Source organism: Achromobacter sp. B7, assembly GCF_003600685.1.
GTDB classification, from domain to species: Bacteria; Pseudomonadota; Gammaproteobacteria; order Burkholderiales; family Burkholderiaceae_B; genus Achromobacter; species Achromobacter spanius_B.
In genome coordinates, this window is the sequence record NZ_CP032084.1 from 1,286,108 (window position 1) to 1,309,650 (window position 23,543).

At 63.8% G+C, this 23,543-nt stretch carries 24 protein-coding genes and 1 pseudogene; 9 read left to right on the forward strand and 16 right to left on the reverse strand.

What is annotated here, in order from left to right; all coding sequences use genetic code 11:
• Positions 1–9 precede the first annotated feature (9 nt).
• Positions 10–585, reverse strand: a complete 576-nt coding sequence (locus DVB37_RS05745) for a septation protein A (protein ID WP_120154240.1) — start codon at positions 583–585, stop codon at positions 10–12.
• Complete coding sequence (gene msrB / locus DVB37_RS05750; RefSeq protein WP_046802562.1) at positions 586–984, reverse strand: peptide-methionine (R)-S-oxide reductase MsrB; 399 nt, start codon at positions 982–984, stop codon at positions 586–588.
• Positions 985–1,036: 52 nt separating this feature from the next.
• Here msrB and DVB37_RS05755 point away from each other — a divergent pair, with 52 nt between their 5' ends.
• Positions 1,037–1,714: an energy-coupling factor ABC transporter ATP-binding protein gene (locus DVB37_RS05755; RefSeq protein WP_120154242.1), complete on the forward strand. Its 678-nt coding sequence runs from the start codon at positions 1,037–1,039 to the stop codon at positions 1,712–1,714.
• Positions 1,711–2,307, forward strand: a complete 597-nt coding sequence (locus tag DVB37_RS05760; RefSeq protein ID WP_046802564.1) for an energy-coupling factor transporter transmembrane protein EcfT — start codon at positions 1,711–1,713, stop codon at positions 2,305–2,307. The genes DVB37_RS05755 and DVB37_RS05760 overlap by 4 nt, the downstream gene beginning before the upstream one ends.
• Positions 2,308–2,326: 19 nt before the next feature.
• On the opposite strand, the pseudogene DVB37_RS28900 reads toward DVB37_RS05760, so the two are convergent.
• Positions 2,327–2,389: pseudogene (locus DVB37_RS28900) on the reverse strand (hypothetical protein); the annotation flags it as partial.
• On the opposite strand from DVB37_RS28900, the gene DVB37_RS05770 reads away from it, so the two are divergent.
• The 5 genes from DVB37_RS05770 (at position 2,388) to DVB37_RS05790 (ending at position 8,224) form a co-directional block, all read left to right on the forward strand.
• A complete protein-coding gene (locus tag DVB37_RS05770; RefSeq protein ID WP_104142990.1) occupies positions 2,388–2,945 on the forward strand; it encodes a biotin transporter BioY in 558 nt (185 codons plus the stop codon). The pseudogene DVB37_RS28900 and the gene DVB37_RS05770 sit on opposite strands and share 2 nt — an antisense overlap.
• Positions 2,946–3,254: 309 nt before the next feature.
• Positions 3,255–4,418 (forward strand): ABC transporter substrate-binding protein, encoded by a 1,164-nt coding sequence (locus tag DVB37_RS05775; RefSeq protein ID WP_046802566.1) that lies wholly within the window; start codon positions 3,255–3,257, stop codon positions 4,416–4,418.
• Positions 4,419–4,584: 166 nt separating this feature from the next.
• On the forward strand, positions 4,585–5,622 hold the full coding sequence (locus DVB37_RS05780) for a branched-chain amino acid ABC transporter permease (RefSeq protein ID WP_104142991.1): 1,038 nt from the start codon (positions 4,585–4,587) through the stop codon (positions 5,620–5,622).
• A 5-nt stretch (positions 5,623–5,627) separates the two neighbouring features.
• On the forward strand, positions 5,628–7,466 hold the full coding sequence (locus DVB37_RS05785) for an ATP-binding cassette domain-containing protein (protein ID WP_052945917.1): 1,839 nt from the start codon (positions 5,628–5,630) through the stop codon (positions 7,464–7,466).
• Complete coding sequence (locus DVB37_RS05790) at positions 7,463–8,224, forward strand: ABC transporter ATP-binding protein (protein ID WP_046802568.1); 762 nt, start codon at positions 7,463–7,465, stop codon at positions 8,222–8,224. Before DVB37_RS05785 ends, DVB37_RS05790 begins: the two co-directional genes overlap by 4 nt.
• Positions 8,225–8,309: 85 nt before the next feature.
• Here DVB37_RS05790 and DVB37_RS05795 read toward each other — a convergent pair whose 3' ends face one another.
• From DVB37_RS05795 to fdxA, 13 genes are all read right to left on the reverse strand, one after another.
• Positions 8,310–10,466 (reverse strand): phosphocholine-specific phospholipase C, encoded by a 2,157-nt coding sequence (locus tag DVB37_RS05795; protein ID WP_120157401.1) that lies wholly within the window; start codon positions 10,464–10,466, stop codon positions 8,310–8,312.
• A gap of 104 nt (positions 10,467–10,570) precedes the next feature.
• Positions 10,571–11,416, reverse strand: a complete 846-nt coding sequence (locus DVB37_RS05800) for a branched-chain amino acid aminotransferase (protein WP_046802569.1) — start codon at positions 11,414–11,416, stop codon at positions 10,571–10,573.
• Positions 11,417–11,502: 86 nt separating this feature from the next.
• Complete coding sequence (locus DVB37_RS05805; RefSeq protein WP_120154244.1) at positions 11,503–12,546, reverse strand: ABC transporter substrate-binding protein; 1,044 nt, start codon at positions 12,544–12,546, stop codon at positions 11,503–11,505.
• A gap of 112 nt (positions 12,547–12,658) precedes the next feature.
• Positions 12,659–13,642 carry a branched-chain amino acid ABC transporter permease gene (locus tag DVB37_RS05810; RefSeq protein WP_120154246.1) on the reverse strand — a complete coding sequence of 328 codons (984 nt, stop codon included), beginning with the start codon at positions 13,640–13,642 and terminating at the stop codon, positions 12,659–12,661.
• Complete coding sequence (locus tag DVB37_RS05815) at positions 13,639–14,526, reverse strand: branched-chain amino acid ABC transporter permease (protein ID WP_104142996.1); 888 nt, start codon at positions 14,524–14,526, stop codon at positions 13,639–13,641. Before DVB37_RS05815 ends, DVB37_RS05810 begins: the two co-directional genes overlap by 4 nt.
• A gap of 96 nt (positions 14,527–14,622) precedes the next feature.
• Positions 14,623–15,837 (reverse strand): ABC transporter substrate-binding protein, encoded by a 1,215-nt coding sequence (locus DVB37_RS05820; RefSeq protein ID WP_104142997.1) that lies wholly within the window; start codon positions 15,835–15,837, stop codon positions 14,623–14,625.
• Positions 15,838–15,898: 61 nt separating this feature from the next.
• On the reverse strand, positions 15,899–16,609 hold the full coding sequence (locus tag DVB37_RS05825) for an ABC transporter ATP-binding protein (RefSeq protein WP_006223796.1): 711 nt from the start codon (positions 16,607–16,609) through the stop codon (positions 15,899–15,901).
• Positions 16,606–17,379: an ABC transporter ATP-binding protein gene (locus DVB37_RS05830; RefSeq protein ID WP_046802574.1), complete on the reverse strand. Its 774-nt coding sequence runs from the start codon at positions 17,377–17,379 to the stop codon at positions 16,606–16,608. The genes DVB37_RS05825 and DVB37_RS05830 overlap by 4 nt, the downstream gene beginning before the upstream one ends.
• Before the next feature lie 341 nt (positions 17,380–17,720).
• Positions 17,721–18,356, reverse strand: coding sequence for an endonuclease III (gene nth / locus DVB37_RS05835; protein ID WP_104142999.1), 636 nt, complete (start codon positions 18,354–18,356; stop codon positions 17,721–17,723).
• Positions 18,353–18,997, reverse strand: coding sequence for an electron transport complex subunit RsxB (rsxB, locus tag DVB37_RS05840; protein ID WP_120154248.1), 645 nt, complete (start codon positions 18,995–18,997; stop codon positions 18,353–18,355). The genes nth and rsxB overlap by 4 nt, the downstream gene beginning before the upstream one ends.
• Before the next feature lie 112 nt (positions 18,998–19,109).
• A complete protein-coding gene (locus DVB37_RS05845) occupies positions 19,110–20,336 on the reverse strand; it encodes a polyhydroxyalkanoate depolymerase (RefSeq protein ID WP_046802577.1) in 1,227 nt (408 codons plus the stop codon).
• 212 nt (positions 20,337–20,548) lie between these two features.
• Positions 20,549–21,349 (reverse strand): ferredoxin--NADP reductase, encoded by an 801-nt coding sequence (locus DVB37_RS05850; protein WP_046802578.1) that lies wholly within the window; start codon positions 21,347–21,349, stop codon positions 20,549–20,551.
• Between the two features lie 49 nt (positions 21,350–21,398).
• Positions 21,399–21,722 carry a ferredoxin FdxA gene (gene fdxA / locus DVB37_RS05855; protein ID WP_006218015.1) on the reverse strand — a complete coding sequence of 108 codons (324 nt, stop codon included), beginning with the start codon at positions 21,720–21,722 and terminating at the stop codon, positions 21,399–21,401.
• 156 nt (positions 21,723–21,878) lie between these two features.
• On the opposite strand from fdxA, the gene pncB reads away from it, so the two are divergent.
• Positions 21,879–23,054 carry a nicotinate phosphoribosyltransferase gene (gene pncB / locus DVB37_RS05860; protein ID WP_006218016.1) on the forward strand — a complete coding sequence of 392 codons (1,176 nt, stop codon included), beginning with the start codon at positions 21,879–21,881 and terminating at the stop codon, positions 23,052–23,054.
• A gap of 71 nt (positions 23,055–23,125) precedes the next feature.
• Positions 23,126–23,476 (forward strand): RidA family protein, encoded by a 351-nt coding sequence (locus DVB37_RS05865; RefSeq protein WP_006218017.1) that lies wholly within the window; start codon positions 23,126–23,128, stop codon positions 23,474–23,476.
• Positions 23,477–23,543: the final 67 nt, after the last annotated feature.

Sequence of the window (23,543 nt, forward strand, 5' to 3'; positions counted from 1 at the left end):
GCTGGCGCGTCAGGGCTTGCCCGGCGGCGTGCCGGAACCGGCGGTGTCGTCGGTCTGGATATGCTTGCCCAGCCATACCGACTGGCCGATCACGAAGACGACCATCAAGCCCATCAGGCCGAATGCCTTGAAGCTGACCCATTGCGATTCGGTGAAATGACCCGAGAACGCCACATACAGGTTCAGCGCGCCGGCGACCAGGAAGAAGGCTGCCCAGACCAGGTTCAGCTTGTCCCAGGCGGCGTCGGGCAGTTGAATCTGCTTTTCCATCAGCCGACGAATCAGGTTGCGCCCGAACACCCAGCGGGAAATCAGCAGCGCACCGCCAAACAGCCAATACAGCACGGTGGGCTTCCACTTGATGAAGACATCGCTGTGCAACCAGATGGTGGCGCCGCCAAAGACCAGGATGACCGTCAGGTTGATCCAGTGCATGGCCTCGGTGGCGCGGCCCGTGAGCTTGAGCCACACGATCTGCAGCACGGCTGCCGCCATGGCGACGCCCGTGGCGACGAAGATGTCCGTGTACCGATAAGCAATGAAGAACAGGAACAGCGGAAACAGGTCGAACAGAAACTTCTTCATTCAGTCTTCTATGGGTTCAAACGTCATCGACAGGGAATTGATGCAATAGCGCAGCCCGGTGGGCGGCGGGCCGTCGGGGAAGACGTGGCCCAGGTGCGAATCGCATACGTTGCACAGGACTTCGGTGCGGACCATGCCGTGGCTGACGTCGCGCTCTTCGCGCACCAGTTCGGGGTCCAGCGGCTGGAAGTAGCTGGGCCATCCACAGCCGGCGTCGAATTTGGTGTCGGATGCGAACAGGGCCGTGCCACAGCCCACACAGCGGTAAATGCCCGGCGTGGTCGTATTCCAGTAACGCCCGGTGAATGCGCGTTCGGTACCCTTTTCGCGGGTGACCACGTATTCTTCGGGGGAAAGTTGTGCGCGCCATTCGGCGTCGGATTTGCGTACTTTTTCCATATCAGCTCTTGGAGTCCCGATGCCCGAAATGGTTCGGGCATAATCCCGCCCCATGTTAATCGAGTTTGACCAGGCGGTAGTGGCCACGCCCCAGGCGGAAGTGTTGCGCGGGGTGAGCGCGACGCTGGCCGAGCGCCGCATCGGCATCGTCGGGCCCAACGGCGCCGGCAAGAGCACGCTTGCGCGCCTGCTGAACGGGCTGGTGCTGCCATCGTCGGGCAGTGTTCGGGTGGATGGGCTGGACACTCGGGACGATTTGAAAGCCGTGCGCCGCCGTGTGGGCTTTGTGTTTCAAAACCCCGAAAACCAGATTGTTTTCCCGATCGTGCGCGAAGACCTGGCCTTCGGGCTGAAGCGGCTGGAACCGGACAAGGCGCTGCGTGAATCGCGCATCGACGCCCAATTGAATGCGCTGGGGGTCGGGCATCTGGCCGACCGCAGCAGCCACACGCTGTCGGGCGGCGAACGCCAGCTGGTGGCGTTGGCGGCCGTGCTGGTCATGGCGCCGGCGCTGGTCGTCTTCGACGAACCCACCACGCAGCTGGACCTGCGCAACCGCAACCGGGTCCGAGACGCGATTGCCGCGCTGCCCCATGATGCCGTGGTCGTCAGCCACGACCTGGACCTGCTGGAGGATTTTGACCGGGTGCTGGTCGTGCGCGATGGTGTCATTGCCGCCGACGACGCGCCCGCGCCGGCCTTGCGCTGGTACCGGGAGCACTGCGCATGATCGAACCTCTTTACGTCGCCGGCCGCAGTCCACTGCACCGGCTGCCTGCCTGGGTAAAGCTGGTGGCGCTGGTGGCCGCCGGGGCGGGGCTGTTCATGCTGCGCGACCCGAGGTGGCTGGGCGCGGCGTTTACCGTTTCGGCCATTCTGGTCTGGTCCACGGGCGTGTCGGCCGCCGCCGTCTGGCGCCAGGTGCGCGGGCTGCTGTGGGTGCTGCTGGCCGTGGCGCTGTTCACGGGCGTATTCCAGGGGCTGATCGACGCCCTGGCCGTCGTGCTGCGAGTGGGCGCGATGGTGGGGCTGGCGCTGGCCGTCACGCTGGCCACGCGCACGTCGGACCTGATCGCCGTCTGCGAACGGGCGTTGACGCCGTTTGAGCGGATCGGGCTGGTCGACGCCGGCAAAGTGGCGCTGGCATTGGCGCTGACATTGCGGTTCGTGCCTGAAATCTGGCGCAATTTCCAAGACATCCGCGAGGCCCAGGCGGCGCGCGGGCTGGGCGCCCATCCGGTTGCCCTGATCGTGCCCTTGATCGTGCTGACATTAAAGCGCGCCCAGGAAGTGGCCGAAGCCATCGACGCGCGCAGCCCCTGAGCCGGGCGCCCCTCAGCCGGGCACCCCTGAGCCGGGCGCCCCTCAGCCGGGCGCCCCCACCCCACCCAATAGGTAATGCCATGAAATCCCATAACACCGTGCTGATTGCGCTGTTTGCCGCGCTGATCGTCGTCCTGAGCCTGATCCCGCCGATACCTCTGCCCGGCATTCCGGTGCCGATCACCTTGCAGACGCTGGGCGTCATGCTGGCGGGCGCCATGCTGGGCCCCGTGCGTGGCGCGCTGGCCTGCCTGCTTTACCTGCTGCTGGCGGCGATCGGCCTGCCGGTGCTGCCGGGCGGTCGTGGCGGATTGGGCGCGTTCATGGGGCCCACGGGCGGCTTTCTGGTGGGCATGGTGGTGGGCGCATTTGTCATCGGCTGGCTGACCCGCACGCTGGTGGGCCGGGCCCACCGCGACTGGGCGAAGCTGGGCGCGTATGTCGTGGCCTGCGGGGTGGGCGGCATCGTGGTCGTCTATGCGTTTGGCGTGCCGTGGCTGGCCTCGGTGACCAAGATGGGTCTGCCCAAGGCGGCCGCCGCCGTGGCGGTGTTCCTGCCGGGCGACCTGATCAAAGTCGTGATCGCCGCCTGGGTGGCTTCGCGCGTGGAAAGGGTGTGGCCGATGTTGGGCCGCTGACAGATTTGTCAGTGCTCCGTGACAGTAAGGTAACCAGCTGGCGATGCGCTTTGGGGCATGCTGCCCATTACAAGGGAATCCCCCAACTGACGCGCCGAAAGTTTTTCTAGTACAAGTTCGCCATCAAGTTCGCCATTAACGAATGCGTTTGCTGAAACAAGGTTTCCATAGCACATCAGGGATTTACCGTAGTTGCGTGACGTCATCTGATACTGTTTTAACCCTATAATATTTTTTTCTGTATAACTTTAACTAGGCTCGCTTCGCCTCGATCGAGGCACATAAGAGCCACCACAGGAGACAAAAAATATGCGCAAGCACTTCGGCTTGTCCGCGGCGGCTGCCGCTTTCGCCCTGGCCGTGCCGCTCCTGGCAAGCGCGCAGGTCAAGGTCGGCGTCACGGTGTCCAGCACCGGCCCCGCTGCGTCGCTGGGTATCCCCGAACGCAATACCGTGGCATTGCTGCCCAAGGAAGTGGCCGGCCAGAAGATCGAATGGATCGTGCTGGATGACGCCACCGACACCACGCAAGCCGTCAAGAACTCGCGCAAGCTGGCTACCGACGACAAGGTCGACGTGCTGATCGGCACGTCGGTCACGCCGGGCTCGTTGGCCATGGTCGACGTGGCCGCTGAAGCCAAGGTGCCGATGATCAGCGTGGCCGCCAGCGCCAAGATCGTGGAACCCGTGGACGACAAGCGCCGCTGGGTTTTCAAGACTCCGCAAAACGACGCGCTGATGGCCGGCGCCCTGGCCGACGCCATGGCCAAGTCCAAGGTCAAGACCCTGGGCTTCATCGGCTTTGCCGACGCCTACGGCGACGGCTGGCTGGACGTGATGCAAAAGGCCGCCAAGGCCAAGGGCATTGAAATTGTCGCCATCGAAAAATACAGCCGTACCGACACCAGCGTGACGGGTCAGGTGCTCAAGCTGGTCGGCGCCAAGCCGGACGCCATCCTGATCGCCGGCGCCGGCACCCCGTCTGCGCTGCCGCAAAAGGAACTGAAGGCCCGCAACTACGGCGGCACCATCTACCAAACCCACGGCGCCGCCAACAACGACGTGCTGCGCGTTTGCGGCAAGGACTGCGACGGCATGTTCCTGCCGGCCGGCCCGCTGCTGGTCGCCGCCCAGTTGCCCGATTCCAACCCGGTCAAGAAGTCGGCCCTGGCTTATGTTGAAACCTACGAGAAGGCCAACGGCGCCAACTCGACCAACACGTTTGGCGGCCACATGTGGGACGCCGGCCAATTGGTCGTGGCCGCGGTGCCCGTGGCGCTGAAGACGGGCGCCAAGCCCGGCACGCCGGAGTTCCGCGCCGCCATGCGCGATGCGCTGGAAAACGTGAAGGACCTGGCCGCCTCGCAAGGCGTGTTCAACATGTCGCCCACCGACCACGCCGGCTTTGACGAGCGTTCGCGCGTCATCGTCAAGGTTGAAGGCGGCAAGTGGGTCTATCAGCCCGGCCTGTAATTCCCTTCGGATTGCCCGATCCACGGATGTGTCCTGCAAGGCCGCGCCAACCGCTGGCGCGTGTCTTGCGGCACCCGAGCAATGCTTCGCACCGGCCTTTCCGGCCGGTGTGTCGTATCAGTGTCCCGGGCGGGGCCGGAACACCAAGAATCAATAAGGTTGTTAGATGGATTCCTCAATTGCGCTGATCCTGCTGCAAGACGGTATCGTCAACGGCGCCATCTATGCCCTGCTGGGCATGGCGCTGGTGCTGGTGTTTGCCGTTACGCGCGTCATTTTCATTCCCCAGGGTGAGTTCGTGGCGTTCGGCGCCTTGACCCTGGCCATGCTGGTCGACGGCAAGATGCCGGGCACCGCCTACCTGCTGCCGCTGCTGGGCGCCCTGTGCCTGGCGATGGAGCTGGTGCGCGCCTTGCGCACCCGCAGTTTCGCTGGCCTGCCCAAAACGCTGGTCACCTGCGTCGTCCTGCCGCTGGCGCTGTTCTGGGTGACCCAAAGCTACATCGGCCCCGACAACTCGTTGTGGCTGAACATGCTGCTGACGCTGCTGCTGGTGATCCCGATGGGTCCCATGGTCTATCGCATCGTCTATCAACCCTTGGCCGAAGCCACCGTGCTGGTGCTGCTGATCGTCTCTGTCGCCGTGCACTTCGCGCTGACCGGCCTGGCGCTGGTGTTCTTTGGCGCCGAAGGCTGGCGCACCCCGGCGTTCGTCAGCGGGCAAGTCGACCTGGGCTTCATGACCTGGTCCGCGCAAAGCCTGTTCGTTGTCGCCACCTGCGCATTGCTGATCGCCGCCCTGTGGTTGTTCTTCGGCAAGACCTTGTACGGCCGCGCGTTGCGCGCCACCGCCGTGAACCGCCGCGGCGCGCGCTTGGTCGGCATCAGCACCACCATGTCCGGCAGCCTGACCTTCACGTTGGCCACGGCCATCGGCGCCATGTCCGGCATGTTGATCGCGCCGATCACCACCGTTTATTACGACACCGGCTTCCTGATCGGACTGAAGGGCTTCGTGGGCGCCATCATCGGCGGCCTGGCCAGCTACCCCGTGGCCGCCGCCGGATCACTGCTGGTCGGCGTGCTGGAATCTTTCTCGTCCTTCTGGGCCAGCGCCTATAAAGAAGTGATTGTCTTTACCTTGATTATCCCGGTTCTGGTCTGGCGTTCGTTCAGCACCCATCACGTGGACGAAGAGGAATAAACGCCATGAACCGCATTTTGCTTGCCGTCTTCATCGTCGTCCTGGCGGGCCTGCCCTTGGTGCCGGTCACGCCCGAATTCTGGGTGACGCAACTTAACTACATCGGTCTTGCCAGCCTGGTCGTGCTGGGCCTGGTGCTGCTGACCGGCGTGGGCGGGCTGACCTCGTTCGGCCAGGCCGCGTTCGTGGGCCTGGGCGCCTACACCACCGCTTTCCTGACGACGCAGTACGACGTGTCGCCGTGGCTGGCCCTGCCCGCAGGCCTGGTGCTGACCGCCGTGGTGGCCTACCTGCTGGGCGCGATCACGTTGCGCCTGTCGGGGCACTACCTGCCGCTGGGCACCATCGCGTGGGGCCTGTCGCTGTATTTCCTGTTCGGCAATATCGACTGGCTGGGCAAGCATGACGGCATTGCCGGCATCGAACCCATCAGCATCTTCGGCGTGTCGCTGGCCAGCGGTCGCAACATCTATTACCTGATCTGGATCTTCGTGCTGCTGGCGTTGTGGGCTACCCGCAACCTGCTCAATTCGCGGCCGGGCCGTGCCATCCGGGCGCTGAAGAGCGGCGCGGGCATGGCCGAATCCATGGGCGTGAACACGGCGGCGTACAAGGTCGTGATCTTCGTCTGGGCGGCCTTGCTGGCCTGCATTTCGGGCTGGCTCTACGCGCACATGCAGCGCGCCGTCAGCCCCAGCCCGTTCGGCGTGAACTACGGCATTGAATACCTGTTCATGGCGGTGGTCGGTGGTGCGGGCTACGTGTGGGGCGCCTTGCTGGGCTCGGGCGTCATCCTGGTGCTGAAGGACCAATTGCAAAATTGGCTGCCCAAGCTGCTGGACACCAACGCCAACTTTGAAATGATCGTCTTTGGCGTGCTGCTGATCCTGATGCTGCAATACGCCCGCAACGGCCTCTGGCCCATCCTGGCTACCTGGTGGAGCCGCATCACCGGCGCGGACGGTTCGCGCCGCAATCTGGCGCCGCCCGCGCCGGCGCCCGCGCTGCCGACACGCATGCGTCCTGAAGCCGGGCAGGTGGTGTTGGAAGTGGATGCCATCCGCAAGGAATTCGGTGGTCTGGTTGCCGTCAATGACATTACGTTCAAGGTCCGTTCCGGCGAAATCATGGGTCTGATCGGCCCCAACGGCGCCGGCAAGAGCACCACGTTCAACCTCATCAGCGGCGTGCTGCCCGTGACCCGTGGCAAGGTCACGTTCATGGGCCAGCGCATCGACAATCGTTCCGCGCGCGAGATCGCCAAGCTGGGCGTGGGGCGCACGTTCCAGCACGTGCAATTGCTGCCGGGCATGACGGTGCTGGAGAACGTGGCCTTGGGCGCGCACCTGCGCTCTGACGTGGGCGTGCTGGCCGGCGCCTTGCATTCGGACCGTGCCCGCGAAGCGCAGCTGCTGCACGAAGCCGCCGAACAGATCAAGCGCGTGGGACTGGGCGAATACCTGTACGAACAGGCGGGCAACCTGGCGCTGGGCCAGCAACGCATTCTGGAAATTGCGCGGGCGCTGGCGTCCGACCCGGTCTTGCTGCTGCTGGACGAGCCGGCCGCCGGCCTGCGCTACAAGGAAAAACAAGACCTGGCGCGCGTGCTGGAGCAACTGCGCTCGGAAGGCATGAGCATTTTGCTGGTCGAACACGATATGGATTTTGTGATGCGCCTGACCAACCACCTGGTGGTGATGGATTTCGGCACCAAGCTGGCCGAAGGCGTGCCGGCCGACGTGCAAAAGAACCCGGCGGTGCTGGAAGCCTATCTGGGCGGCATCGATGACGACCTGCCCGAAGCGGATCAGGCCAAGCCGGTTTCGGCAGGAGGTGTGCAATGAGCGCGACGCAATCGCCCGTGCTGGAAGTCAGCAATCTGTCGGCCCGTTATGGCAAGGTTGGCGCATTGGTCGGCGCGTCGCTGACCGTGCCCGCCGGCAGCATCGTGACCGTGATCGGCGCCAACGGCGCGGGCAAGTCCACCATGCTGAACGCGATGATGGGGTCGCTGCCGCACACCGGCCATGCCGCCGGCACCGTGCACTATGCGGGCGCCGATGTGTCCGGCTGGCAAGTCGAAAAGCGCGTGGCGGCCGGCATGTCGCTGGTGCCCGAGCGCCGCGAACTATTCGGCACCATGTCCGTTGAAGACAACCTGCTGCTGGGCGGCTTCCGTCGTTACCGCGCCCGCGAAGCCGGTTGGCGCGACACGCTGAACGAAGTGTTCGACCTGTTTCCGCGCCTGCGCGAGCGGCGTGGCCAGCAGGCCGGCACCCTGTCGGGCGGTGAACGTCAGATGCTGGCCGTGGGCCGCGCACTGATGGCCAAACCCAACCTGCTGATGCTGGACGAGCCCAGCCTGGGCCTGGCGCCCCGTATCGTGCGCGAGATCTTCCACATCATCGCGCGCTTGCGGGAAACGGGCGTGGCGATTTTGCTGGTCGAACAAAATGCCCGCGCGGCGCTGCAAGTGGCCGACTACGGCTACGTGCTGGAAACGGGCGAGGTCATTCTGCACGGCCCGGCACGTGAACTGGCGGGCGACCCGAAGGTCATTGAAAGTTATCTGGGCCTGGGCAAGGGCGCCGAGAAAGAATAGGCCGCCTGTGCCGACATGAAAGCGGGCGCCCGGCTCAGGCTGGCGCCCGGTTTTTTTTCGCGCGGGCTTGTCCCGCACCGCGCCGTCAGGCCGCCGGCTTCCAATGCAGAATCAACGCCTGCCCCATGGCGGGATCGGATGTGGACGGGGCACCCGTTTCGATGCGGCCCGCCAATCGGCGCGTAAAAGACGGATCGTCTTCGTCATGCACCGTAATGTCGTACCAGCCCCCGCTTGCCCCCATGTCCCAGGACAGGCTGACCGATTCGCCTGCCGCCAAGTTGGCGCTCGTCTTGCGCGGGAAATCATAGGCATTCGCTTCGATGCGAAATGCCCGTGGCGCGGCGCCCGCGTTGCGCACTGATAGCTGCAATACGGCACCTGCTCCCGCGTAGGCAGCCGTGACCTCCAGCGGGGGCGGCGCATTCGGCGCGGCGCGGCCCGTGCAGTGGCGGTGGAAACCGTTAGGCCCCAACACCCACAAGTCGTAGCGGCGGTCGCCTTCCGCCGCCAGCCATCGACCTTGCAGGCGCTTGCCCGCTTGCACCGTGTACCGACGCGGCCCGTCGTCCAGGCGCAGGCGGTCATAGACGTGCAGCACCGCGCCCGCCATCCCGATATTGTCGAATTCCAGGGTGACGCTTTCGCCATCGATACGCGCGTGGGTCTGAAGCGCATAGGGCAGGGCGCGCGACGGCCGCGTGCCGGGCGGCTGGCGAGCCGGCGAGGGCTGCGCAGGCGCCGGTGGGACCACCGTGCCGGCAAGCGCGGATGCCTGCCCCGCGCGCTCGGCGGTGGGCGGCAAGGCGCGCAGCAGCTCGTCGTTGTTGTTAGGTGTGGCGAAATCGAAAATGGACGTCAGGTCGCCGCACACGGCCCGGCGCCATGCGGAAATGTTCGGCTCGGCCACGCCAAAGCGCTGTTCAACAAAGCGCAGCACCGAGGTGTGGTCGAACACCTGCGAGTTGACCCAGCCGCCCTTGGTCCACGGCGACAGCACGTACATCGGCACGCGCGGCCCTAGCCCGTATACGCCGTGCAGGTGCGCCGGGGTGTCGTCCTTTTCCACGCCGGTGATGTGCTCGTGGTATTCGCCCTGCGTGTCTACCGTGGACGCACCGGCCAGCGCGCCGCCGGCATCGCGCGATGGCGGGGCAGGGGGCGGCATGTGGTCGAAGAAGCCGTCGTTCTCGTCGAACATCAGCAACAGGACGGTCTTGCTCCAGACGTCCGGGTTGGCGGTCAGCGCGTCCAGCACGCGCGCCGTGTAGTCCGCGCCCTGCGCCGGGCTGGACGGGCTGGGATGCTCGGACCCGGCCTTGGTGGCGCAGATCCAGGACACCTGCGGCAACGTTCCGTCCAGCACATCCTGGCGCAACAGGTCCAGGCCGCGTGTCGTCAGCGCCTTGTCCTTCAGCGCGGCCAGCGATCCCGGCACGCCGTGATAGGCGTCGCGATAGGCTTTGAAGCCGGCGGTGGGGTTCAGGGAATAGTTGTCGGCCATGTCCTGGTAGATGCGCCAGCTGACACCGGCCGCTTCGAGCCGTTCCGGGTAGGTGGTCCAGGTGTAGGCGCCGGCGGGGTCCCCGCCCGTCAGCTTGTTATAGACGTTGCCCAACGCCGGGCCGTTGCCGCGCCCCGCGCCGTCATTGGTGCCTGTCCACACAAACAGCCGGTTGGTGTTGGTGCCGCCCGTGAACGAGCAGTGATAGGCGTCGCAAACGGTGAAGGCGCGCGCCATGGCGTACTGGAACGGCATGTCGGCCGCTTCGTAGTACGCCATGGAATGGTTTTTCTTGGCGGCGGGCCAGCGGCCCATGCGGCCGGCATCCCAGGCGTCTTGCGCGTTGGACCAGGTGTGCGGCGTGCTGGCTACGCGCACGGTTTCGAAGGCTTCCTGCGTATTCAGCCGATAGGGCAGCACCGTGCGCGGAGCGCCCTCGTCGGGCTTGTCGTTGTATTGCGCCCAGACCGTGCGATGCCGATAGTCGGGGCTGTCCGGCACTGGAATCGGAAAGCGGTCGCCAAACCCGCGCACGCCGGCAAGCGCGCCAAAGTAGTGGTCGAACGACCGGTTTTCCTGCATGAAGATCACGATGTGTTCAACATCGTGGATCGTGCCCGTGCGCTGGTTGGCCGGAATGGCCAGGGCGCGCCGGATCGCGGCGGGAAACATGGCCAGGGCGCTGCCGGCCCCGGCAAGGGCCGCGCTGTTGCGCAGGAAATCGCGTCTGCTGTGTATGGGCATTGGCTCACCTTACGGTCCGAAGCCCGATAGCCTACGCGCCTTTCCTTTTATCTGGCTGACGGTAACGGCAACGGCGATGGCGCCAGATGTGCGCGAGCTTATTTGCTGCCGGTGCTTTCCGCGTAGTCCATGTACAGCTTGTGAGCGCGGCGGGCCATGGGGCCGTATTCCAGCGCACGGTCTTCGACGCGGTTCACGTGGACGACCTTGCCGTAGTTGCCGGACGAGAACACTTCGTCGGCGGCTTCGATGTCGGCGCGGGTCAGGCTGCGTTCCTGCACGTCAACGCCATCGGCCTTCAGCAGCGCCAGCACGCGGCGGCGCGTGATGCCGTTCAGGAAGGTGCCGTTGTCCACCGGCGTGGACACGACGCCGTCCTTGGCGATCCACAGGTTGCTGGTGGCGAATTCGGCGATGTTGCCCGCGCCGTCCAGCATGATGGCGTTGTCAAAGCCCTTGTCGGCGGCTTCGCGAATGGCGCGCTGGCCGTTCGGATACAGGCAGGACGCCTTGGCGTCGGTGGGCGCCATGTTCGGCCAAGAGCGGGCGTAGCTGGAAAAGCAGGCCGAAAAGCCTTGCTCGCCGGGCATGGGCACCTTGAACACGTGCAGCACGAACTGCGTCTTGTCGGCGTCAGGCAGGAGGAAACCGTCGGCGCAGTAGAACATCGGCTTGATGTAGAGCTCGGTGCCGGCCGGGAATCGGGATACGGCTTCCAGGCACAGCTTCTGGATCTCTTCCCAGCTGATCTGGGGCTTCATCAGCATTTTTTCGGCCGACCGCACGACGCGCTGGCAGTGCAGGTCCAGGTCGGGCGTCAGGCCGCGAAACGCGCGGGCGCCGTCGAACACCATGCTGGCCATCCAGAAGGCGTGGTCGGCCGGGCCCAGCAGTTTGGGGTTGTCGGTGGTCCAGTGACCGTTGTGCCAATACAGGGCGTCCATGTCTATCTTCCTTTACTCGAATTGGGGGGGCGCGGCAGCGGCGCCGAAACGTCAGGATACATGAGGAGCCGGCAGCGACCGGGCGCTTATTCGCGCGCGAGAGACGCCTGCACGCGCTCGGCCACGTCGGCCGGCACCCATTGCTGCCACACGGGTCCGTACTGCTTCAGGAAATAGCGCGCGGCGTCTTCGGGTTCCTTGCCCTCGGTTTCCAGCCAGCCCAGCGTGGCGTTGATGGCGTCGTCCGGCACGGTCAGCTTGGTCAGGAATTCAGTGACCTTCGGCGCCTGTTTGGCAAAGGCGGCGTTAACGCCAGTCACCACCGGGTTGGGCTTGAATTCGGTGGCCACGGGGTTGGAACACTTGGGGTCTGTCATGCAGGTGTAGGCGGCTTGGTCGAATGCGGGCAGTTGCAGCTTGACCAGATCCAGCGCACCGACCAGCGAGGTGGGCGTCCAGTAATAGAAGACGATGTCGCGCTTGCGCTTGTAGGCCGACACGATGGCCGCCTTTTGCGCGGCGCCCGAGCCGGGCGCGAACAGCGCGTAGTCCTTGTCCAGCTTCAGCGCGCGCAGCAGGTTGTCGTTCAGCGTGCCGCAGGCCCAGCCCGCCGGGCACCCGTAGATGCGGCCGCGGCCGGGGTCTTCGGGGTCGGCAAAGACGTCCTTGAAGCGGGCCAAGTCGGATGCCGCCTTCAGGTCCGGGTGGCGTTCGGCCGTATAGCGCGGCACGTACCAGCCTTCGCCCGCGTCGTACACGTGGCCCACGCCCAGCACCTTGCCGCTGGCCAAGGCCTTCTTCCAGGCCCCTTCGATCTGGCCGGGCCAGACTTCCGGTGTGACGTCCACATCGCCGCGTTGCAGGGCGGCCAGCATGGGTAGCGTTTCGCCGATTTCGACGGTGGTCTTGCAGCCATAACCGTGTTCCAGCACGTAGCGTTCAATGCCGGCCAGCACCAGGTTGGACTCCCAGTTCAAGCCGCTGAAGCGGATGGGGCGGTCGACTTCGCAAGTGGCCGATGGGGCAGAGGCGGGGGCGGCGTTGGCAGCGGGGGCAATGATGGATGAGGCCAGCGCGGCGGCCAGCGAGATTGCGCCAAGAACGGGGGCGAGCGGATGCAGATTGCGCATGGTCAGGCACCTGTGGGGTTGGGTGCGTTTTATTGTACGGGCCACGGCGCCGACGCCCAATGCAATCGGGGCCGCGTGATGCGGCCCCGAAGGAAGAACCCACCGCCGGGGTTCAGGCCCGGGCAGCGCGGCGCTTGTCGATGAACGCGCCGACCTCGCCAACGATGCCGCGCCGGAACGCCAGCACGCAGATAACGAAGATCAGGCCGATCACGATGGTCACCGATTCGCCCAGGCGCAGGAACCATTCCACGCCGGTCAGGTTGGCCATCATCTGGCCGAAGTCGCCCACCTTGTTTTCCAGCAGCACCACGATGAAGGCGCCCAGGATCGGTCCGGTCAAGGTGCCCAAGCCGCCGATGAGCGTCATCAGGATGACCAGCCCCGACATCTGCCAGGTGGCATCCGACAGGGTGGCCGATACGAACACCAGCGTCTTGGTGGCCCCGGCCAGCCCGGCCAGCGCGGCCGACAGCACGAAGGCCAGCAGCTTGAAGCGGTCGACGTCATAGCCCAGCGAAATGGCGCGTGGCTCGTTCTCGCGCAGCGCTTGCAGCACTTGTCCGAATGGAGAGTTCACCGTGCGCCAGATGATGAAGTAACCCAGGACGAAAATGGCCATCACCACGTAGTACAGGTTGATGTCCTTGGACAAGTCCAGCATTCCAAGCAAGGTGCCGCGCGGCACGCTTTGCAGGCCGTCTTCACCGCCCGTGAACTTGGCCTGCAGGAAGAAGAAGAACACCATCTGCGCCAGCGCCAGCGTGATCATGGCGAAGTAAATGCCGCTGCGGCGAATGGCGATGGCTCCCATCGCCAGCCCCAGCAGCGCCGCCACGCCCACCCCGAACAGCAAGCCGATTTCGGTGGGCAAGCCCCACACCTTCATCGCATGCCCGGCCGCGTAGGCCGCGCTGCCCAGAAAGGCGGCGTGCCCGAACGACAAGAGCCCGGTAAAGCCCAGCAGCAGGTTGAATGCGCAGGCAAACAGCGCGTAGCACATGATCTTCATGACGAAGATCGGGTACACCCCCAGAAAGGGAAGAGCGGCCACCACGACGGCCAATACCGCATAGCCCAGGAATTGACGATTCATTTTTCTTTTCCGAACAGCCCGGCCGGGCGGATCAACAGAACAATGGCCATGATGATGAACACCACGGTGCTGGACGCTTCGGGCCAGAACACCTTGGTCAGTCCTTCAATCACACCCAGGCCCAGACCGGTGACGATGGCGCCCATGATGGACCCCATGCCGCCGATCACGACCACGGCGAACACGACAATGATGAGGTTGGACCCCATCAGCGGCGATATCTGCAAAACCGGCGCGGCCAGCACGCCTGCAAACCCGGCCAGCGCCACGCCGAAGCCGTAGGTCAGCGTAATCATGCGCGGCACATTCACGCCGAAGGCTTCGACCAGGCGCGGATTTTCGGTGCCGGCACGCAGCAAAGCGCCCAGGCGGGTACGTTCGATCACGAACCAGGTTGCCAGGCACACCACCACGGACGCCGCCACCACCCAGCCACGGTAGTTCGGCAGGACCATGAAGCCCAGGTTGGTCGCCCCGCGCAATGCCTCGGGCGTCGGATACGGTTGCCCCGACACGCCGTAGAAGCTGCGGAACAGGCCTTCGATCAACAGCGTCAGGCCGAAGGTCAGCAGCAGCCCGTAAAGGTGATCAAGCTTGTACAGATGCTTGAGCAGTAATTTTTCGATCAATATGCCGAACAGCCCAACGACCAGCGGCGCCAGGATCAGCATGACCCAGTAGTTCAACCCCAGGTACGACAGCCCCATCCAGGCGATGAACGCGCCCAGCATGTAGAGCGCGCCGTGCGCGAAGTTGATGACGTTCAGCAGCCCGAAGATAACGGCAAGCCCGAGCGACAACATGGCATAGAAGGAACCGTTGACCAGGCCCAGTAATAGCTGGCCAAACAAGGCCTGTATAGGGATGCCGAAAAGGTCAGTCATCTTGTGAAAATCCTGCGCGTACGGATAAAAGTGAGCGAATTCAAGGTGCGGCCGCAGCCCGCGCCGGGCCGCACCCTGGGGTCACATGAGCCGAAATTACTTCTTGACCAGCTTGCAGGTGGATTCGGACAACTTGGTGTAGACCTCGTCGCCGGGCAGCGTGGCCACGACCTTGTAGTAGTCCCACGGGCCCTTGGATTCGGCCGGGGTCTTCACTTGCATCAGGTACATGTCGTGGACCATGCGGCCGTCTTCGCGCACATAGCCGCCCTGGGTGAAGAAGTCGTTGATCTTGTTCGACTTCATCCACTTGATGACGGTGTCGGCGTCGTCGGTGCCGGTGGCCTTGACGGCGTTCAGGTAGAACGACAACGACGAGTAGTCGCCCGCTTGCAGCATCGACGGCTTGCGGCCCACCTTGGCTTCAAACTTCTTGGACCAGGCGCGCGAGGCGTCGGATTGGTCCCAGTACCAGCCGTCGGTCAGGTACATGCCTTGCGTGGCTTGCAGGCCCAGCGAGTGCACGTCGTTGATGAACACCAGCAGCCCGGCCATCTTCATCGTCTTGGTCACGCCGAATTCATTGGCGGCCTTGATGGTGTTGATGGTGTCGCCGCCGGCGTTGGCCATGCCCAGGATCTGGGCCTTGGACGCCTGCGCTTGCAACAGGAACGAAGAGAAGTCAGACGCGCCCAGCGGTGCGCGCACCTGGCCCTTGATCTCGCCGCCGGCGGCTTTTACCACCGCCATCGTGTCGCGTTCCAGCGCGTGACCGAAGGCATAGTCGGCCGTCAGGAAGAACCAGCTCTTGCCGCCGTCCTTTACCACCGCCGAGCCGGTACCGCGCGCCAGCGCCACGGTGTCGTAGGCGTAGTGCACGGTGTAGGGCGAACATTGCGCGTTCGTCAGGTCGGACGCGCCCGCGCCCACCGCGATGAACGGCTTCTTCTTTTCAGCGGCCACGGCCGCCATGGCCAGGCTGGTGGCCGAATTGGTGCCCGCGACGATGACGTCGACCTTCTGCTGGTCGAACCATTCGCGCGCGCGCGCCGAAGCAACGTCGGCCTTGTTCTGGTGGTCGGCCGAGACCACTTCGATCTTCTTGCCGTTGATGCTGCCGCCGGCGTCTTCGATCGCCATGCGGATCGCGTCCAGACCGGCCTTGCCGTCGATGTCGGAATACACGCCCGACATGTCGGTGATGAAGCCGATGCGGATGACATCGTCGGAGATACCTTGCGCGTGGGCGGTTGCCCCTGCAAATCCCAGGCCCGCCATGGCCAGTGCAGCAGTGATGGTGTGCAGCTTCATGGGATGACTCCTCTTCCCTACGGTGTTGTGTTGCCGGGGTTCCGGCGGATGACAGGTTGTTTTAGACGCCCAACAGTTCGTTGAGCGTGTCCTGTTTTTCTGAAAGTTCCGCGGCTTCGAAATGCTCGACGATCTGGCCGTGCTCCATCACATAGAAGCGATCGGCCAAGGGCGCGGCGAAACGGAAATTCTGTTCCACCATGACGATGGTGTAGCCACGTTGCTTGAGCGTCGTGATCATGCGGGCCAGCGCCTGCACGATGACAGGAGCCAGGCCTTCCGAGATCTCGTCCAGCAGCAGCAGGTTGGCGCCGGTGCGCAGGATGCGCGCCACCGCCAGCATCTGTTGTTCACCGCCCGACAAGCGCGTGCCCGGCGAATTCCGGCGCTCTTGCAGGTTGGGGAACATGTCGTAGATTTCGGCCAGCGACATCCCCCCGCCCAGCGAGCCAACGACGGGCGGCAGCAGCAGGTTTTCTTCGCAGGACAGGCTGGCGAAAATTCCGCGTTCTTCCGGGCAGTAACCCACGCCCAGGTGCGCGATCTTGTAGGTCGGCAGGTCGATGGCTTCGGTGCCGTGTATGCGCACCGAACCCTTGCGTGAGCCGGTCAGGCCCAGGATGGCCCGCAGCGTGGTCGTGCGGCCCGCGCCGTTGCGGCCCAGCAGCGTGACGACTTCGCCTTGCCCCACGCGCATATCCACGCCGTGCAGGATATGCGATTCCCCGTACCAGGCTTGCAAGCCCGAGATTTCAAGTGCCGGGGTGCTCATGCGTGCGCTCCTTGGAGTTCGCCGTCGGTGGTGCCCATATAGGCTTGCATCACGGCGGGATGGCGCGAGACTTCGGCGTACGTGCCTTCGGCCAGCACCGACCCGCGCGCCAACACGGTGATGGTGTTGGCGATGGAGGACACGACATTCATGTTGTGTTCCACCATCAGAATCGTGCGGCCGGCGCTGACGCGTTTGATCAGTTGAGTGACGCGGTCGACGTCTTCGTGGCCCATGCCCTGCGTGGGTTCGTCCAACAGCATCAGCTCGGGTTCCATGGCCAGCGTGGTGGCGATTTCCAGCGCGCGCTTGCGGCCATACGGCAGGTTCACCGTGGTCTCGTCCGCGAAGGCGCCCAGGTCCACCTGTTCGAGCAGCGCGCGCGCCGGCTCGTTCAAGGACGCCAGCCGCTTATCGCTTTGCCAGAAGTGAAACGACAGCCCGGTCTTGCGCTGCAAGCCGATGCGCACGTTCTCCAGCACGGTCAGGTGGGGAAACACCGCCGATATCTGGAACGAACGGATCACACCGCGCCGGGCGATCTGCGCGGGGCGCTCGCCGGTGATGTCGATGCCGTTGAACTTGATGGTTCCCGACGTGGGGGATAAGAACTTGGTAAGCAGGTTGAAGCATGTCGTCTTGCCCGCGCCGTTAGGCCCGATCAAGGCATGAATCTGGCCTCGCTTGATACGCAAATCGACCCCATTGACCGCGACGAATCCGCGGAACTCCTTGGTGAGGCCTTTTGTCTCCAGGATTGTGTCATCCATGTCCGCTGCACCAGCGTTGTATTTATATGGTCTCTGCCTGCCGTCATTGCGCCAAGCCCCCGAAGGGCGGAAATCCTATCGAACATCCTAAGGATCTTTCGTAGTTTTCCGATGAGTTGCCGGCGAGTATGCGGACCTCTTTATTAAAATTCCATGAGGGTTTTACATAGGTTTTGCAGTGCGGAAAGGGCAATTGTCGGCAGGCCGACAATACACGCCGCGCAAGGCGGGAAAACCCTTTTTACGACGCAATGCGTTGCAGCAAATTTGCTTTGATTGTTATCCACGCGTCATGCAATCGTGGGAAGGCGGCGCCCATGGCGGCACCGCCCGGCGCCGCATCAGGCCGGCGTCTTTTGCTTGAATTCGCACAGGTCCGAAATACCGCATTGCGGGCATTTCGGCTTGCGCGCCACGCAGATGTAGCGGCCGTGCAGAATCAACCAATGGTGCGCGTCCTGGATATATTCGCGCGGGATGAATTTGACGAGCTTTTCTTCAACTTCCAGCACGTTCTTTCCGGGCGCGATACCGGTGCGATTGGACACGCGGAAGATGTGCGTATCCACCGCCATCGTGGGCTGGCCGAACGCGGTGTTGAGCACCACGTTGGCCGTCTTGCGGCCCACGCCGGGCAGTGATTCCAGCGCCTCGCGCGTGGTGGGCACCTGGCCCCCGTGATGCTCCAGCAAGATCCGACAGGTGGCAATCGTGTTCTTGGCTTTGGTGCGATACAGGCCGATGGTCTTGATGTAGTCGGACAGGCCTTCTTCGCCCAGCGCCAACAAGGCTTGCGGCGTGCCGTATTGCGGAAAGAACTTGCGCGTGGCGATGTTCACCGACTTGTCGGTCGCTTGCGCCGACAACAGCACCGCAATCAACAATTGGAACGGCGTGTCGTATTCCAGTTCGGTGGTCGGGTTGGGGTTGGCCGCTTGCAGGCGGGCGAAGATCTCACGGCGTTTGGCTGCGTTCATGACTGCGTTGGATTGCGGCGGGCCCGGGCGCGGGCCAGCGCGGATTCAATGGCGGAGCGCTTGCGGTCCTGGCTTTGCGCGTCGTCCTCGGGGGCTGGCTGCGCGCTGGCGGCGGCGGGCGCTTCCGGCGCCATCAGCCGCGCGTTATCAGCGGCCAGGCGCTCGGCGCGCGCCAGATGGCTGCGATGCCGTTGGCGGCTGATGTCGGCGTCCGCATTCGTCCATGCGCGGCCGGCGGGCACCATCTGAATGCAGTCCACCGGGCAAGGCGCCACGCACAGGTCGCAGCCGGTGCACCAATCGGCCAGCACGGTGTGCATGTGCTTGTTGGCGCCCACGATGGCATCCACGGGACAGGCCTGGATGCACAGCGTACAGCCGATGCAGTGCGACTCGTCGATGCGCGCGACCAGCAACGGGCCGGGTTCGCCGCGCTCAAGGTCCAGCGGCAGGGCAGGGGTTTGCAGCAGTTCGGACAGCGCGGCAATGCCGTCGTCGCCGCCCGGCGGGCAGCGGTTGATGGGCGCCGAGCCTTGCGCGATGGCGTCGGCGTAGGGCCGGCAGCCGTCGTAGCCGCACTTGGTGCATTGCGTCTGCGGCAATAAGGCGTCGATGCGGTCGGCAAGTGAACGACAGGACATGTAAGGCCAATAAAAGAAAAAGGGGCCACTCGGGCCCCGTGGAATACGGATCAGGCTTGAGAAGGCGCGGGCCAGGCCCGCGCGTCAGTTGCAGGACGGCGCCTTGCCGTCGTCAAGCCGATTGCCGGATGAACTCGGCAATTTTAGGACAGATCATTTCGCGCCAGCGGCGGCCCGAGAAAATGCCGTAATGGCCGCAATTGGGCGCCGTGTAATGCGACTTGCGCTCGGCCGGAATGTTCTTGCACAGCTTAATGGCGGCGCGCGTCTGGCCCTGGCCCGAAATATCGTCAAGCTCGCCTTCGATGGTGAACAGGGCAACCTTTTTGATATCGGCGGGGCGCACGGTCTGGCCGTCCACTTCCCAGGTGCCGCTGGGCAAGGCGAAGTCCTGGAACACCATCTTGATCGTGTCCAGGTAGAACTCGGCCGGCATGTCCAGCACGGCGTTGTATTCGTCGTAGAAGCGGCGATGCGCTTCGGCGTCGCTGTCATCGCCACGCAGCAGGTCCAGGTAGAACTCGTAGTGCGACTTCATGTGGCGATCGGGGTTCATGGCCATGAACCCGGCGTGCTGCAGGAAGCCGGGGTAGACCTTGCGGCCGGCCCCCGGATAGCGCGGCGGCACCGGGTGGATCACCTGGTTTTCAAACCACGAATACGGCTTGGTGGTGGCCAGGCGATTGACCTGCGTGGGCGACTGGCGCGGGTCGATGGGGCCGCCCATCATCACCATGCTGCGCGGCTGGCAGGGGTCGTTGGCGGTGGCCATCAGCGACACGGCGGCCAGCACCGGCACGGTGGGTTGGCAAACCGAAATCACGTGCACGTCGGGACCCAGATGGCGGATGAAATCCTGCACATAGCGGACGTAGTCGTTCAAATGGAACGGCCCGGCGGACAGCGGCACCATGCGGGCGTCGACCCAATCCGTCACGTAGACGTCATGGCCGGGCAGCAGGGCGCGCACGGTGTCGCGCAGCAAGGTGGCGTGGTGGCCGGACAGCGGCGCCACCAGCAGCACTTTGGGGTCGTCCTTGCCGGCGCCGCGCACGTCGCGGTGAAAGTGCACCAGGCGGCAAAAGGGCTTGTCCAGCGCAACGGTTTCGGTCACGCGGACCGATTTGCCGTTGATGTCGGTGGCGGGCAGATTCCAGGCGGGCTTCTGGTATTCCTTGCCGATACGCGTCATCAGCTCATACCCGGCGGCCATTTGGCGGGAAATCGGGGTGTAAGCGAGGGGGCTGTAGGGGCTGGAGAACAGCTGAGAACCGGCATCCGTGAATGCAGCGAACGGAGTCAGGAAGGCGCGCTGCATTTCGTGCAATTGGTACAGCATTTGGGTGATGTCCTTCTGGGTCGTGCGTGTGCCCCGATTATTGCGCCGAGGACTAAAGATATATCCAATCAGCCTAAAGAAACTGCCGCAAGAACCGGGAATATGTTGCTAAAAAGAGACCCGTCATCCCATTAAGCACCAGTTTAGGGCGTTTTACCGCCTTGCACAGAGACCAAACGGAGGATTTATGCACTACGCCAGGCAGTGCGGGATCACCAGTAATTTTCCACCGCCAGGTTGCCGGGAATACCCCGGCGGCCTGGTTTGAAACCGCGTTCGCCCAGCAGCTTGCGGGCGTCCGCCAGCATGTCGGGGTTACCGCAAAGCATGATCTTGGCCTGCTCCGGATCCAGGGGCAGCCCGGCCAATTGCTCCAGCCGGCCATCGGCGATAAGCGTGGTCAGGCGTTCTTGCGGCATGCCGGGCAAGGCTTCCCGCGTGGCAATGGGCAGGTAGACAAGCTTTTGCGGGTCAGCCGCGAACAGGTCAGCCAGTTCGGGGCGATTGCGTGATGATTCGATCTCTTCGCGGTAAGCAAGTTCCGCAACGGTGCGCACGCCGTGCACCAGGACGATGCGGCGGTAGGCGCGCCAGGTGGCCGGATCGCGCAACAAAGACAGGTAGGCGGACAGCCCCGTGCCGGAGGCCAGCAGCCAAAGGTCGCCGCCGGGCGCAAAGCGCTCAAGGGTCAGGAAGCCGTAGGGCGTTTTTTCAACGTAGAGCGCGTCGCCGGGACGCAATTGCGCCATGCGCGGGCTGAACAGGCCGTCGGGCACAACGATGGAATAGAACTCCAGCCCGGACTCCTGGGGGGCGGAAACCATGGAATACGCGCGCCACAGGGTGGGCGGACCATGGGGATCGTCGGCGCCGGGCAAACCGACACGGGCAAATTGGCCCGGCACGAACGTATACGCGTCATCGCGCGTTACGCGCAAAGAGAACAGCTTGTCGGGCACCCAGGTGTGGACATGGGTTACGGTCTGGCGCGTGTATTTGGAGTCGTCGGTCATCGAGGCATCGCACGAGGCCGGCTGCCCAGGGGGCGCCGGCCGTCGCGGATTATTTTTCCAGGTATTGCAGCTTGTCCTGCTTGCCGTTCCAGTCGTCGGCGTCCGGCAGGGGCTTCTTGGCGCGGCTGATGCTGGCGAACTCGGGGGAAAGTTCGGCGTTCAGCGCGATGAAATTCAGTTGGTCCTGCGGTACGTCTTCTTCGGCGTAGATCGCGTTGGCCGGGCATTCCGGAATGCAGACGGCGCAGTCGATGCATTCGTCCGGGTCGATCACGAGGAAGTTCGGACCCTCACGAAAACAGTCCACCGGGCACACATCAACGCAATCGGTGTACTTGCACTTAATACAGTTTTCGGTGACAACGTGGGTCATTCAGGAACTCCGGGATCGGCGGCTTTTGTGTCTTGTTGGGCGGATTTTACCCAATGCGCGCCGGATGTGCCGGTAATACCCGTATTGACATCGTGGCCCATGGCCCTGAACGCCGGGTTCTCTATGCTATGGTGTCGCGAAACGATACGCGCAACCATGATAATCACTTCGCTGCTCGACACCGATCTGTATAAATTCAGCATGATGCAGGTGGTACTGCATCAGTTTCCCGCTGCACAGGTCGAGTACCGTTACAAGTGCCGCACCGCCGGGGCCGACCTGCGCCCCTATCTGGATGAAATCCGCGAAGAAGTGCACCAGCTGTGCCAGCTGCGCTTCACCCAGGACGAACTGGATTATCTGGGCGGCTTGCGTTTCATCAAAAGTGACTTTGTCGACTTCCTCGGCTTGTTCCACCTGCCCGAGCGCTGCATCCACATCAGCGAAGGCGACGCGCCCGGCGAGATCTCCATCGAAGTGAAAGGCCCGTGGCTGCACACGATCCTGTTCGAGATCCCCGTGCTGGCCATCGTCAACGAGGTCTATTTCCGCAACACGCGCAAGAATCCCGATTGGGAAGAAGGGCGTCAGCGCTTGCAGTCCAAGATGCACCTGGTGCTGGACGACCCCGCGCTGGCGGATTTCCGCGTGGCCGAGTACGGCACGCGCCGCCGCTTCTCGAAGGTCTGGCACCAGGAAGTGGTGTCCACCATGAAGGCCCAGATGGGCGAGCACTTCGCCGGCACCAGCAACGTGCTGTTGGCCAAGCAGCATGAAGTGCTGCCGCTGGGCACGATGGGCCACGAATACCTGCAAGCCTGCCAGGCGCTGGGCCCGCGCCTGCGCGATTCGCAAGTGTTTGCGCTGGAAGTCTGGGCCAAGGAATATCGCGGCGACCTGGGTATTGCGCTGTCGGACGTCTACGGCATGGACGCGTTCCTGCGTGACTTCGACATGTACTTCTGCAAGCTGTTCGACGGCGCCCGCCACGATTCCGGCGATCCTTTCGTCTGGGGCGAACGCCTGCTGGAGCACTACCGCAAGAACCGTGTGGACCCGCGCGCCAAGACCCTGGTGTTCTCGGATTCGCTGACCTTCCCACGCGCCATCGAACTGGCGCGCCAGTTTGCCGGCCGCTGCAAGGTGTCGTTTGGCATTGGCACCAACCTGACCAACGACCTGGGCCACGAGCCTTTGCAGATCGTCATGAAGATGGTCCGCTGCAACGGCCAGCCGGTGGCCAAGGTGTCGGACGCGCCCGAAAAAACCATGTGTGACGATCCCGCCTACCTGGCCTATTTGCGCCAGGTGTTCCAGCTGCCTCCCGCCTGAAAGCGGCTCGGGGTAAATTGCTGGTTTCTTGTTTTGATCCAACCCACCACTCGAATCCAAGGGGAATATTCATGAGCAGCATCAAGCGCTTTCACGTAGCCAAGCGCCTGTCGGACATGGCCGTGTACAACGGTGTCGCGTACCTGGCCGGCCAGGTGCCGGACGACGCCAAGCTGGACATCACCGGCCAGACCGAACAAGTGCTGGCCACGATCGATCGCCTGCTGGCTGAAGCCGGCACCGACAAGACCAAGATCCTGATGGCCCAGATCTACGTGGCCAACATCAAGGAATTCGATGGCATGAACAAGGCCTGGGACGCTTGGGTTGCCGACGGCAATTCGCCCCCGCGCGCCACGGTCGAAGCCCGCCTGGCCAATCCCGACTTCAAGGTCGAGATCATCGTGACGGCCGCTATCTAAGCGATCTAGGCGACATCCGTCCGCCAGCAAGAGCCCTTCGGCATGCCGAAGGGCTTTTTTATGTGCG